We start from the raw sequence: 12,887 nt of genomic DNA, 5'->3' as shown, positions 1-12,887 counted from the left end.
TTTCGACTCGTACAAGTCTAATAACTGCGGCGGGTAGCTTCGTACAGCCCTTATCCGGCGTGCCCACCTCGGCCCCAATTGGCACACGTTGCGTCGGGCCAAGGATTTCCGTTAAAACAAGGACCGCTCAAAATATGCCGCCCAGGGAGTGCGTTCGATGACTCCCAACCTTCGCAAGCTCAGGTCGGGGCCCTCGTCATCTCTCTTATGGCCTGCCGGAGCCGGGGGGGGGGGGGGGGGGGGGGGGCTGGGGGGGGGGGGGGGGGGGGGGGGGGGGGGGGGGGGGGGGGGGGGGGGGGGGGGGCGGGGGGGGGGGGGCGGGGGGGGGGGGGGGGGGGGGGGGGGGCCCCCCCCCCCCCCCCCCCCCCGGCGTAGGGGCGGGGCCGGCATATTTTGAGCGGTTAGAGCACAGCTATTTGTCGTTGTCCGACTTTGCTCCAAGCGTCGTCTTCTGGACCTGCATGAGGAACTCGACGTTGCTTTGCGTTTCCCGGATCTTGTTGGTCAGCAGCTCGAGGCTCTGCTGCTGCTCCAGGCCGGAGAGGACGCGGCGCAGCTTCCACATGATCTTGACTTCTTCAGCCGAGAGCAGGTTCTCTTCACGGCGCGTGCCGGAAGCGTTGACGTCCACGGCCGGGAAGATGCGCTTGTCTGCCAATTGGCGGGACAGTCGCAGTTCCATGTTGCCGGTGCCCTTGAACTCTTCGAAGATGACCTCGTCCATCTTGGAACCGGTCTCCACGAGCGCGGTGGCAAGGATGGTGAGCGAGCCGCCGTTTTCGATGTTGCGGGCAGCACCGAAGAAGCGCTTGGGCGGGTACAGTGCTGCGGAGTCCACACCACCGGACAGGATACGGCCGGAGGCCGGTGCTGCCAGGTTGTAGGCACGGCCCAGGCGGGTCATGGAGTCGAGGAGGACCACCACGTCCATACCCATTTCGACCAGGCGCTTGGCGCGTTCGATCGACAATTCGGCAACCGTGGTGTGGTCGTCGGCGGGACGGTCGAAGGTGGAGGCAATGACCTCGCCCTTGACGGTCCGCTGCATGTCCGTGACTTCTTCCGGACGTTCGTCAACCAGCACCATCATGAGGTGGACCTCAGGGTTGTTGGTGGTGATCGCGTTCGCGATGGACTGCAGGATGAGCGTCTTGCCGGCCTTCGGCGGGGAGACGATCAAGCCACGCTGGCCCTTGCCGATCGGGGCCACGAGGTCGATGACGCGCGGGCCGATCTTCTTGGGGTCCGTTTCGAGGCGCAGGCGCTCGGACGGGTAGAGCGGGACGAGCTTCGCGAATTCGACGCGGTCCTTAAGCTCTTCAGGCGTCTTGCCGTTGACCGAGGTGACTCGGACGAGCGCGTTGAACTTCTGGCGGGAGGACTGCTGGTTGCGGTCTTCACCGTCACGCGGCGCACGGATGGCACCTACGACGGCGTCACCCTTGCGGAGGTTGTACTTCTTGACCTGCGCCAGGGAGACGTAGACGTCGTTGGCACCCGGGAGGTAACCCGAGGTGCGGATGAACGCGTAGTTCTCCAGCACGTCCAGGATGCCCGCCACAGGCAGGAGGACGTCGTCATCGGTAACTTCGACGTCGTCAACGTCGGGTCCCTGCGCACGTCCGCGGCGACGCTCGTTGCGGTCGCGGAAGCGGTCACTGCGGCTGCTGCCGTCACGGTTGTCCTGACCGCCACGACGATCGCTCCGGTCGTTCTGGTCATTGCGGTCGCGACGGTTGCGACGGCTCCGGCGGTTGCCGCCGTCTTCGGAGTCGTTGTTGTCCTCGCGGCGGTTGCGGGAGTTGTCGCGGCGTTCGCGCTGCTGCTGGTCACCGCTGTCGGCCTGTTCGCGCTGCTCGGAACGCTCAGCGCGGGTTTCGCGCTGCGGCTGTTCGGTGCGGGCTTCGCGCTGCTCGGTGCGGGCTTCGCGCTGCTCGGTACCACGCTGCTCGGTGCCGCGGGCTTCCGGTGCCGGCTGCTCGGCTGCGGGTGCCTCTGCAGTCTCGGCCGCGGGAGCGTCATTACGACGGCGGTTGCGCGTCCGCGGCTGGCGGCGTTCGGTTCCGGCTTCGGCTGCTTCGGGCGCGGCCGGAGCCTCAGCGGCGGGTGCAGAAGCGGCCTCGGCGGTAGCTGCGGCAGCTTCTGCTGCGGCAACGACGCCATCGCTGGTGGCACGACGGCTGCGGCCACGGCCGCGGCGCGGTGCCTCCTGGGCCGCAGCTTCCGGAGCGGCCTCGGTTGCGGGAGCGTTGCTTTCAGCCGGCTTTGCTTCAGCGGCAGGAGTTTCCTTGGGTGCGGCCGACTTTGCGGCAGCAGCCTTGGTGGGCGCCTTTGCCGTGGAGGTACCGGCACGGTGGGCGGAAATGGCGTTGACCAGGTCCCCCTTGCGCATACGGGATCCCCCGGAGATGCCCAGCTGGCTGGCAAGAGCCTGAAGCTGGGCGAGCTTAAGGCCGGCAAGGCCGCTGCTCTTGGTGGTTGCTGCCGTTGACGACTCGGCAGCAGAAGATGTGGTGTCCACAGCTGAAGCCAGCTCAGTGGTTTCTGTCACGAAGGATCCTTCCCCCTCGACGGCGTCCGAAGCGAGAGCCGGACGCGATGATTTGTTCCAGATTGCAGTTCAGATCTGCAACCATTGATTTCGGCCGTGCCTGATGGATTGTGGCCAACAGGGCCGGATACTGATCGTCTTCACTGGATCCAGTTGCCCGGACAGCCGACTGAATTTTCAGGAAACAGAGAGAGTTCTGCGGCACCTGAGACAGGCCGGAAGGAGACGGCACCGCCAGACGTTGGCACAGTTGACGAAAGGTACGGCGAAACCACCGAGATCCAAAATCAGGGAACTGCCCGCGGCTTTACCGCCGGTGCACTTCCACTCTAGCACCTTCAACGTCCACAGCCAGCGTCATCACGCGCCAATCAACATCCGGTGTGTTGGCCGAGGTGAATCCGTAGATGTGTTCGGTGATGGCATCGGCCTCAGCCGGGCCATTGGCCAGGACCATGACGGTGGGTCCTGCGCCCGAAACCACTGCGGCGAAACCTGCCGAACGCAAGGACGCGATCAGGTTGGCGCTGGGGCGCATGGCCTCGGCGCGGTAGCTCTGGTGCAGGTAGTCTTCGGTGCCGGGCAGCAACAACGCCGGTTGTGTGGTCAGGGCGTGGACAAGCAGTGCGGCCCGGCCCGAGTTCATGGCGGCGGCGTGGTGGCCGACGGAGGCCGGCAGAAGGCCACGGGCCGTCTCGGTGGAGAGCTCATAGTCCGGAACGGCCACCACGGGAACCACCGATGGCGCCACATCCGCGCGGGTGCTGCTGTACTGCTCGCTGTCCTGCCATGACAGCGCCAGTCCGCCGAAAATCGCGGGTGCGACGTTGTCCGGGTGGCCTTCGATTTCGCTGGTCAGCTGAAGGATCCAGTCGCGGTCCTGCCGGGCTTCTTCGGGCACCAGTGCATTCGCCGCCGTCACGGCGGCAACCACGGCCGACGCCGAGGAGCCAAGTCCGCGGCCATGCGGGTTCACGTTGTCCGCGATGATCTTCAGGCCGCCCCGTTCGAAGCCGAGGCGCGCCAAGGCCAGGTCGATGGCGCGGACCACCAGATGGGACGCGTCGCGCGGAAGGGTGTCTGCCCCCTCACCGGCGAGCTCGAACTCGAGCTCGCCGGTGGGCAGGGTCTCCACCGTCAAGGTGTCGTAGATGGACAGGGCCAAACCGAGGCTGTCATAGCCAGGACCCAGGTTGGCACTCGTTCCGGGAACCTTGACGGTCAGCCGCTGGCCTGCCGCGACGAGCGCACGATCAGTCGCGGTGGGCTGCGATGTTTCCACTCTTTACTTTTCTTCCAGTCCCAGTTCCGCTGCAACGGTGACGACGTCGTTCGGTACCTTGACCGGCTGGACATCGCTGCCGTCTTCGGTACGGAGGGCCCACTGGGGGTCCTTGAGGCCGTGGCCGGTCACCGTGATGACGATGGTCTTGCCCGAGGGCACCTCGCCTGCGGCGTGCTTCTTGATCAAGCCTGCGACGCCTGCTGCGGAGCCGGGCTCCACGAAGACGCCTTCCTTGGAAGAGAGCCAGCGGTGGGCGGCCAGGATTTCCTCGTCGGTCACTGCTTCAATGAGGCCACCGGACTCGTCCCGGGCTGCCACGGCAGTCTCCCACGAAGCCGGGTTGCCGATGCGGATAGCCGTGGCAATGGTGTCCGGTTCCGTGATGGGGTGGCCGGCAACAAACGGCGCAGCCCCGGCAGCCTGGAAGCCCCACATGATGGGGGTCTTGGTGGAAACCGCAGGCAGCGTGCCGTTGGCGGTCTCGAAGGGAGCCGAGTACTCCTTGTAGCCCTTCCAGTACGCGCTGATGTTTCCGGCGTTGCCGACCGGCAGCACGTGGATGTCCGGGGCATCGCCCAGGGAGTCCACTACCTCGAACGCACCTGTTTTCTGGCCCTGGATACGGGCCGGGTTCACGGAGTTCACCAGGAACACGGGGTAGGACTCGCCGAGCTTGCGGGCGATGTCCAGGCAGTTGTCGAAGTTACCGTCCACCTGCAGCAGCGTGGCGCCGTGGGCGATGGCCTGGCTCAGCTTGCCCATGGAGATCTTGCCTTCGGGCACCAGCACGGCGCACTTGAGGCCGGCAGCCGTGGCGTAGGCAGCCGCGGAAGCGGACGTGTTGCCCGTGGAAGCGCAAACAACTGCTTTGGCTCCGGCCTCCACGGCGGCCGTCATTGCCATGGTCATGCCGCGGTCCTTGAAGGAACCGGTCGGGTTCATGCCTTCGACCTTGAGGTACACCTGGGAGCCCGTCAGCTCGGAAAGCTTCTGTGCGTGGACAAGAGGAGTGCCGCCCTCGCCGAGGGTGATGACCTTCGTGGCTTCCGTTACAGGCAAACGATCAGCGTATTCGCGGATTACTCCGCGCCATTGGTGAGCCACTTAGACCCCTTCTACCCGCAGTACGGATGTCACAGAATTGATGACGTCAAGGCCCTTCACGGCCTCGACGGTTGCTGCGAGTGCAGCTTCGGATGCACGGTGCGTCACGATCTTCAGCTCAGCCGACTCAACCTTGGATGCGGAATCCCGATGGATCGTCTGGCGCATGATTTCAATGGAGACACCGTTCTCCGCGAAAATGTGGGCGATGCGTGCCAGGACACCGGCTTGGTCGGCGACGTCCAGGCCAATGTAGTAACTGGTGTTTGAGGCATCCACCGGGAGAGCCGGAACATGGCCCGTGGTGGTTTCGGTGCGGCCCGGCCCGCCAAGGACCAGCCGGCGCGCAGCGGAGACGAGGTCGCCCAGGACGGCAGACGCCGTGGGGGTTCCGCCTGCGCCCTGGCCGTAGAACATCAACTCGCCCGCGTTCTCGGCCTCGATGAAGACGGCGTTGAACGCGCCGCGAACTGCAGCGAGCGGGTGCTCGCGTGGCAACAGCGTGGGGTGGACGCGGACGGAGATGCCGCTGCCGTTGTCCGAGGCCTCGATCTTCTCCGCGATGGCCAGGAGCTTGATGACGAAGCCGGCTTCCTTGGCAGAAGCGATGTCCTCGGCGCTGACCTTGGTGATGCCTTCGCAGTAGACATCGTCCAGGGAGAAGCGCGTGTGGAAGGACAGGGACGCCAGGATTGCGGCCTTGGCAGCGGCGTCGTGGCCCTCGACGTCGGCGGTGGGATCGGCCTCCGCGTAGCCAAGGCGCTGGGCCTCGGCCAGGGCATCAGCGAACTGGGCACCCGTGCTGTCCATCTGGTCCAGGATGAAGTTGGTGGTGCCATTGACGATGCCCAGCACGCGCGTGATGCGGTCGCCGGACAGGCTGTCGCGGATGGGCCGCAGGATGGGGATGGCCCCGGCTACTGCGGCTTCGTAGGACAACTGCACGCCGGCCTTGTCCGCCTCTTCGTAGAGCGTGGGGCCGTCCTGCGCCAGGAGGGCCTTGTTGCCGGTGACAACGCAGGCGCCGTTCTGGATGGCCGTGAGGATCAGCGAACGGGCGGGCTCAATGCCACCCATGAGCTCGATCACGAGGTCGGCGTCCTTGACCAGGGTCTCGGCGTCCGTGGTGAAGAGCTCACGCGGCAGTTCCACGTCGCGGGGCGCGTCGATGGAGCGCACGGCAATACCGGACAATTCCAGGCGGGCACCGCTGCGGGCGGCAAGGGCTTCGGCGTCGTCAATCAGAATCCGCGCGACCTGGGCCCCAACGTTGCCACAGCCCAGCAGGGCCACCTTCAGGTTTCGCACTTCAGACATTCGCCACTCCCATGTCGCGGTTCAAGAGATCTTCTTCGGTTTCCCCGCGGACAATGAGCCTGGCGGCTCCGTCGCGCACAGCGACAACGCCAGGCCGGGCCAGGTAGTTGTAGTTGCTGGAGAGGGCCCAGCAGTAGGCGCCGGTACCCGGTACTGCGAGCAAATCACCGGCTGCCACATCCGCGGGCAGATATACATCTCTAACAACTATGTCGCCGCTCTCGCAATGTTTGCCCACTACGCGGGACAGCTGCGGAGCCGCCTCGGAGCCGCGGGAAGCCAAAACGGCCGAATAATCCGCGTCGTAAAGCACCGGACGGGCGTTGTCGCTCATGCCGCCGTCCACCGACACATAGCGGCGGGGATACGTAACGTTCTCCTGGCCCTCTTGCCCAGTTTCGGCATCCACGCGGACAGTCTTGAGGGTTCCCACCTCGTACAGCGTGAACGTGGTGCTGCCTACGATCGCCCGGCCGGGTTCGATGGAAATGCGGGGTGATGCGATGCCCAGTTCCGCACACGTGGAACGCACGACGGCGGCCATCGCCTCCGCGATTTCTGCTGCGGGGCGGGGGGTGTCCACCGGCGTGTAGGCGATTCCGTAGCCGCCGCCGAGATCGAGCTCAGGCATGACGATGGCGTACTTGGACTGCATGGCCGCCTGGAAGGCAAGGAGTTTCCTGGCTGCCAAGGCAAAGCCATCGGGCTCGAAAATCTGGGATCCAATATGGCAGTGCAGGCCCAGCAATTCAATGCTTGCGTACGAGGTTGCTGCTGCCACGGCCTCCTCGGCTGCGGACAGGCCCGCTTCCTCAGTTGAGTCACCGGCCATGGACAGGCCGAATTTCTGGTCCTCGTGGGCGGTGGCGATGAATTCATGCGTATGGGCATGGACACCTGGCGTCAGCCGAAGCATGACCTTGGCGGTTTCGCCGCGGCTGGACGCGATCTTGGCCACGCGTTCCAGCTCGTCGAGGCTGTCCACCACAATGCGGCCAAGCTTCATGTCCAGGGCCCTGTTGATTTCGGCATCGGACTTGTTGTTGCCGTGCAGGCTTAGGTTGCTGCCCGGCACCCCGGCACGCGCCGCGACGGCCAGCTCCCCGCCCGAGCAGGTGTCCAGGCGCAGGCCTTCGTCGGTAACCCAGCTGGCCACGGATGTGCACAGGAAGGACTTTCCGGCATAGTAGACGTCCACTCCCCCGCAAATGTCGACGAAGGCGGCGTCAAAGGCGTCCTTGAAGGCGCGTGCGCGCGAACGGAAGTCCGTCTCGCTCATCACGAAAAGCGGCGTGCCGAACTGCGCCTTGAGTTCGCTGACGGACAGGCCGTCGATGGTGACCTCGCCAGCGTTGTTCCGTTCAACCCCGGCAGCCCACATGGGTTCCTGCAGGGCATTGAGGTTTTCCGGTACTGCGAGCCACCCGGGGGCAAGCGGGGAGGAGTGTTCAGTCATGGTTCCCTACATCCGTTCCGGCGCCGAAACGCCCAGCAGTTCGAGTCCGTTGGCCAAAACCTGGCTTGTGGCGTCATTGAGCCACAACCGCGTGCGGTTGACGTCCTGGACGGGTTCATCGCCCTGCGGCGACACACGGCAAGCGTCGTACCAGCGGTGGTAAGCGCCGGCAATGACCTCGAGGTGGCGTGCCACGCGGTGCGGTTCGCGCAGTTCGGCCGCCTTGGCGACGATCGAGGGATAGCTGCCGAGGTAGGACAGCAGCTCGTTCTCGGTGGCATGGTCCAGCAGGGCGGCGTCAAAGACCGAACGGTCCACCCCGGCGTCGGCGGCGTTGCGGGCCGTGCCGCGCGAGCGTGCGTGGGCGTACTGGACATAGAACACGGGGTTCTCGTTGCTGTTCTTCTTGAGCAGCTCGGGGTCCAGCGTCAGCGGCGAGTCGGCGGGGAAGCGTGCCAGCGAGTAGCGCACGGCATCCTTGCCCAGCCAGGAAATGAGGTCCTTGAGCTCAATGATGTTGCCGGCCCGCTTGGACAATTTGGCACCGTTGACGGAAACCAGCTGGCCAATAAGGACCTCGATGTTCACCTCGGGATCGTCACCGGCACAGGCCGCGATGGCCTTAAGGCGGTTGATGTAGCCGTGGTGGTCGGCGCCGAGGAGGTAGATCTTCTCGATAAAGCCACGGTCCTTCTTCGAAAGGTAGTACGCGGCATCGGCGGCGAAGTACGTCGGTTCACCGTTGGCGCGGATCATGACCCGGTCCTTGTCATCACCGAAATCGGTGGTGCGCAGCCACACCGCACCGCCGTCGTCGAACACGTGGCCCTGCTCCCGAAGGCGGGCCACGGCAGCCTCGATCGCGCCGGCGTCGTGCAGTTCCTTCTCCGAGAAGAAGACGTCGAAGTCCACGCCGAAATCGCCCAGGGTGTTCTTGATGTCCACCATTTGGGCCTCGTAGGCCGCGGCGCGGATCACCGGAAGCGCGGCTTCGTCGGTCAATTCACGGATGTCCGGGTGGGCCTTCAGGACTTCGTCACCCAGTTCCATGATGTATTCCCCGGGGTAGCCACCCTCCGGGACACCGCGGCCGTGGAGCCGGGACAGCACGGAATTGGCGAAGACGTTCATCTGCGAACCGGCGTCGTTGATGTAGTACTCGGCCGTGACGTCGGCACCGGAAGCACGCAGCACCCGTGCGATCGCGTCCCCCAGGGCAGCCCAACGCGTGTGCCCGATATGCAGCGGGCCGGTGGGGTTGGCGGACACGAATTCCATGTTGACGATGTGGCCTGCGAGCGCCTGGTTGGTTCCGTAGGACGAACCGGCTTCCACGATGACCTTGGCGAGCGCTCCGGCGGCAGCGGCGTCCACCGTGATGTTCAGGAAGCCGGGACCTGCGATTTCCACTCCGGTCACTCCAGGTATTTCCTGCAGGCGGTTGCTGAGGATTCCGGCGAATTCCCGCGGATTGGTGCCTGCCTGCTTGGCCAGTTGCAGGGCGATGTTGGTGGCCCAGTCTCCGTGATCCCTGTTCTTGGGGCGTTCCACTCGGACGTCGTTGGGAAGGGCAGATTCCGCCAGGGCAATTTCACCGGCGGCTACGGCGTCCTTAAGGCAAGTGGATATGGCAGTGGAGAGTTCTTCGGGAGTCACGCATCTAGCCTACCGGGGGCCTGCAAAGACGCGGAATTTGGACGCCGCTATGTGGGTAACCTGCGCACAGCCGGGACACAGGAAAGGACTCCTGCCGGCACAGGCTGAACCATTACTCTGAATTCGACGTTGTTGAAGACGTAAGAGGTGGCCATGAAGTCATCAACGAATAACCGAACCCAGACCGATACACATCCCAGCAGTTGAATCTTGTCCAGACGAATCTTGTCCAGTTGAAACGAGCAGAACCATGACTACGCCACTCCGCAAGACCCTCTACGCCGGCTTCGCAGGCCTTTCCATTATTGGTACGGCCGCAGCGTGCGCGCCCAGCACGCAGGCACCTTCACAGACCTCCGCCAGCCAGAACGGCGGCCAGGAATCCACCACCAGTCCCAGCGCGTCGTCGGCTGCGTCCAGCGGCACCACCGGCTCCACCTACAAGGACGGCACGTACAGCGCCGACGGAACCTACACGTCGCCGAACGGCCAGGAAACCGTGGGCGTCGAACTGACCCTCGCCGGGGACAAGGTCTCGGCCGTCAACATCACCACGCACCCGTCCAACCCGAACACCAGGAAGTTCCAGGGCGAGTTCGCCAGCGGCATTGCCGCCCAGATCGTGGGCAAAGACATCGATGAACTCAACGTATCCAAGGTGGCTGGCTCCTCGCTGACCTCGGGCGGCTTCAACGACGCCGTCCAACAGATCAAGTCCCAGGCCAAGTAGCAGCCATGCCGCACCCGGGCTGGAGCACCTTCGGCTTTGAGGGCATCGGCACCCAGTGGGACGTTTCGACGCCGGAACAGCTCGCACCGGAGGTACGGAAGGAACTGCTCGGCACGGTCGCCGACTACGACCTTACGTATTCGCGGTTCAGGCCGGACTCCCTTGTCGCCGCGCTGGCCAAGGCACCCGGAACCATCATGCTCCCCCGGCATGCCGGCGAGTTGCACCGGGTTTACGCCGATCTGTACCGGCTCAGCGGGGGTGCCATGACGCCCCTGGTGGGCAGCAGCCTGAACCGTTTGGGCTACGACGCGGCGTACACGCTGGTTCCCTCGGGAACCCCCGAGCCCGCGCCGCGTTGGGAGGACGTCCTTGACTGGGACGGCACCACCATCGCGGCCAGGGATGCAGTGGTGCTGGACATAGGCGCAGCCGGGAAGGGACAACTCGTGGATCTGCTGGGCGGTGTGCTGCGCGGGGCCGGCCACACGGATTTCCTGGTGGACGGCAGCGGGGACATGCTGCATTCGGGCAGCCACGCGGTGACCGTGGCGTTGGAACATCCCTACAACTCCAAGCAGGCAATCGGAACCGTGGACCTGGAAAATGCCGCATTGTGTGCCTCCGCCGCCAACAGGCGCGCGTGGGGCGATGGCCTGCACCACGTCCTGGATGCGACCACGGGGCAACCCATCCAAACCACGGTTGCCACCTGGACCATGGCCGAGAATGCCCTGGCGGCCGATGCTTTGGCGACGGCACTTTTCATGGTTGAACCGGAAATGTTGGAAACCGTGTTCGACTTTTCCTGGCTCCGGGTTTTTTCGAATGGTGCCGCCACGTTCTCTGGCGGCTTTGAGGGGAGACTGTTCTCATGATTGCCGTTAAGTCGCGACTGGACACGTGGCTGGGCCGCTTCACCATGTACCGCCTGATCCTCTGGGTCCTGGGGATCCTGGTGGTGTACAGCCTGGTCCTCAATGTCCTGGGCTGGTTGACGTTCGGCATTCCCGAAATGCTGGTGCACCTGGCCTTGTGCCTGGGACTGACGTACGCCTCCAACCGCTTGTTGGCGCCGCTGTTCCGCACCCGGCCGCATTCAGAGTCCTCGCTCATCACCGGGTTGTTGCTCTACTTCCTGTTCTGGCCATCGTTTGGCGCCACGGACATGCTCGGGGTTGCCTTGGCCTGTGTCCTGGCCAGTACATCGAAGTATGCCTTGGCCTTCCGGGGCCGGCACATCTTCAACCCTGCTGCTGCCGGGGCCTTCATCACCGGTTTGACCGGGCTCAACATCGCAACGTGGTGGGCGGCAACCCCGGCCATGCTGTGGCTGCTGGTTCCGGGAGTGTTCGTGGTGCTGTACCGGACGCGGAAGCTCCTGATGGCCTCGGTGTTCCTGGTGGTGGCCACGGGCATCATCTTCGCTGAGCTGATCAGCCGCGGCATGACCGCGGGCCAGGCCCTGTGGCAGCCGCTGGCACAACGCCCCTTGTTGTTCTTCGTGGGCTTCATGCTTTCAGAGCCGCTGACCCTGCCTCCGCGCCGGTGGCAGCAACTGGCGCTTGCCGCCGTCGTGGGCCTAATCTTCGCGGTTCCGTACAACCTGGGCTTCGTTGCCAACTCCCCCGAACTGGCCCTGCTGGTGGGCAACGCGTTGGCGTTCTTCCCCGGCCAGCGCGGCGGCGTGGAACTGACGTTCAAGGACTCGCGGAAGCTTACGCCCGGAACCACGGAGTTCCGCTTCGTACCACGGCGGCCGGTACGGTTTGCGGCCGGGCAGTTCATGGAACTCAACCTCCCCCACTCGGGTTCGGACGGCAAAGGACGGCGCCGGGTGTTCAGCATCACCAGCGCGCCGGGAGCGCCTGAGGTGACCTTTGGAGTGGGAACTGCCGAACCGCTCTCCTCGGCGAAGAAATCGCTGCTTGCGTTGAAGCCGGGAGACCGGGTGGCCGGCACGGCCGTGGGCGGCGACTTCCTGCTGCCCCACGACGCCGGCAGGCCGGTCCTGCTGATAGCCGCCGGCATCGGGATCACGCCGTTCCTGTCCCACCTTGCGTCCGAGGCATCCAGGGACGCTGTGGTGTTGTACCTGGCAAAGAGCCGTGACGAGCTGGCTGCCTGCGAACAACTGGAGGCCTCGGGTGCCCACGTAATTGCCCGGCTGGCGGACGGTTCCACGCCTCCGGGGTTCATGCACGACGCCGGGAGTTCAAGGATCGATGCGGCGCGCCTTGCCGAGCTGGTTCCGGACATCAAGGACCGGGAAGTGTACGTCTCCGGGTCTCCGGCGAGCGTGGATTCGCTCAGGGCAGCCGCGCGGGGGGCCGGGGCACGGAAAGTGCATGTGGACTCGTTCGCCGGGTATTGAGGCGTGGAGGCCGCCGCGTGTTTGCCGAGGTGGCGCCCGGTTTTCCTTTGCACCGCGTGGGCTGCTAAGCTCTAGGACGTCCCACCGGCAACGGAGGGAACCCCGGTTGCCCTCGTAGCTCAGGGGATAGAGCGTCTGCCTCCGGAGCAGAAGGCCGTAGGTTCGAATCCTATCGAGGGCACAATGAATACCCCGCCAGCCAAGCTGGCGGGGTATTTTCATGTCCGTGCGGGCGCTCCGCCGGAGGGTTATAGGACAAAACGTGTGTAAATCCCGGGTGTGTCAGGCTCGTCCGGCCCATCCGGTGCGGTGCCAAAGGGGGTTATAGGACAAAACGTGTGTAAATCCCGGGTGTGTCAGGCTCGTCCGGCCCATCCGGTGCGGTGCCAAAGGCCTTCGTCGGGGCTGAGGCCG

General features: G+C 64.9%; 9 protein-coding genes and 1 tRNA gene. 4 read left to right on the top strand and 6 right to left on the bottom strand.

Annotated features, from left to right (window positions below):
* Nucleotides 1–412 precede the first annotated feature (412 nt).
* The 6 genes from rho to argS all read right to left on the bottom strand — a co-directional run bounded on the left by rho (nt 413) and on the right by argS (nt 9,369).
* Nucleotides 413–2,551 (bottom strand): transcription termination factor Rho, encoded by a 2,139-nt coding sequence (gene rho / locus ACIPV6_RS00050; protein ID WP_400268982.1) that lies wholly within the window; start codon nt 2,549–2,551, stop codon nt 413–415.
* A gap of 307 nt (nt 2,552–2,858) precedes the next feature.
* A complete protein-coding gene (thrB, locus tag ACIPV6_RS00045) occupies nt 2,859–3,833 on the bottom strand; it encodes a homoserine kinase (protein WP_400268981.1) in 975 nt (324 codons plus the stop codon).
* 3 nt (nt 3,834–3,836) lie between these two features.
* Nucleotides 3,837–4,940 (bottom strand): threonine synthase, encoded by a 1,104-nt coding sequence (gene thrC / locus ACIPV6_RS00040; protein WP_400268980.1) that lies wholly within the window; start codon nt 4,938–4,940, stop codon nt 3,837–3,839.
* On the bottom strand, nt 4,941–6,257 hold the full coding sequence (locus tag ACIPV6_RS00035) for a homoserine dehydrogenase (RefSeq protein WP_400268979.1): 1,317 nt from the start codon (nt 6,255–6,257) through the stop codon (nt 4,941–4,943).
* Entirely contained in the window at nt 6,250–7,713 is a 1,464-nt protein-coding gene (gene lysA, locus ACIPV6_RS00030; protein ID WP_400268978.1) for a diaminopimelate decarboxylase, read from the bottom strand. The genes ACIPV6_RS00035 and lysA overlap by 8 nt, the downstream gene beginning before the upstream one ends.
* Nucleotides 7,714–7,719: 6 nt before the next feature.
* Nucleotides 7,720–9,369 carry an arginine--tRNA ligase gene (argS, locus tag ACIPV6_RS00025; RefSeq protein ID WP_400268977.1) on the bottom strand — a complete coding sequence of 550 codons (1,650 nt, stop codon included), beginning with the start codon at nt 9,367–9,369 and terminating at the stop codon, nt 7,720–7,722.
* Nucleotides 9,370–9,619: 250 nt separating this feature from the next.
* Here argS and ACIPV6_RS00020 point away from each other — a divergent pair, with 250 nt between their 5' ends.
* The 4 genes from ACIPV6_RS00020 (at nt 9,620) to ACIPV6_RS00005 (ending at nt 12,654) form a co-directional block, all read left to right on the top strand.
* Nucleotides 9,620–10,099, top strand: a complete 480-nt coding sequence (locus tag ACIPV6_RS00020; protein ID WP_400268976.1) for a hypothetical protein — start codon at nt 9,620–9,622, stop codon at nt 10,097–10,099.
* 5 nt (nt 10,100–10,104) lie between these two features.
* Nucleotides 10,105–10,977 carry an FAD:protein FMN transferase gene (locus ACIPV6_RS00015; RefSeq protein ID WP_400268975.1) on the top strand — a complete coding sequence of 291 codons (873 nt, stop codon included), beginning with the start codon at nt 10,105–10,107 and terminating at the stop codon, nt 10,975–10,977.
* Complete coding sequence (locus ACIPV6_RS00010) at nt 10,974–12,473, top strand: FAD-dependent oxidoreductase (RefSeq protein WP_400268974.1); 1,500 nt, start codon at nt 10,974–10,976, stop codon at nt 12,471–12,473. The genes ACIPV6_RS00015 and ACIPV6_RS00010 overlap by 4 nt, the downstream gene beginning before the upstream one ends.
* Nucleotides 12,474–12,581: 108 nt before the next feature.
* A tRNA-Arg gene (locus tag ACIPV6_RS00005) sits at nt 12,582–12,654 on the top strand.
* The last annotated feature ends 233 nt before the right edge of the window (nt 12,655–12,887 follow it).

This window comes from Paenarthrobacter sp. NPDC089988, assembly GCF_044748465.1.
GTDB lineage: Bacteria > Actinomycetota > Actinomycetes > Actinomycetales > Micrococcaceae > Arthrobacter.
The sequence above is the reverse complement of the archived record's forward strand: the minus strand, read 5'-3'. Positions and strand labels throughout refer to the sequence as shown.

Bases quoted from the DNA above. Each gene is read 5' to 3' on its own strand.
- ACIPV6_RS00020 (WP_400268976.1), top strand. From the start codon at position 9,620: ATGACTACGCCACTCCGCAAGACCCTCTACGCCGGCTTCGCAGGCCTT.
- lysA (WP_400268978.1), bottom strand. From the start codon at position 7,713: ATGACTGAACACTCCTCCCCGCTTGCCCCCGGGTGGCTCGCAGTACCG.
- ACIPV6_RS00015 (WP_400268975.1), top strand. From the start codon at position 10,105: ATGCCGCACCCGGGCTGGAGCACCTTCGGCTTTGAGGGCATCGGCACC.
- ACIPV6_RS00035 (WP_400268979.1), bottom strand. From the start codon at position 6,257: ATGTCTGAAGTGCGAAACCTGAAGGTGGCCCTGCTGGGCTGTGGCAAC.
- ACIPV6_RS00010 (WP_400268974.1), top strand. From the start codon at position 10,974: ATGATTGCCGTTAAGTCGCGACTGGACACGTGGCTGGGCCGCTTCACC.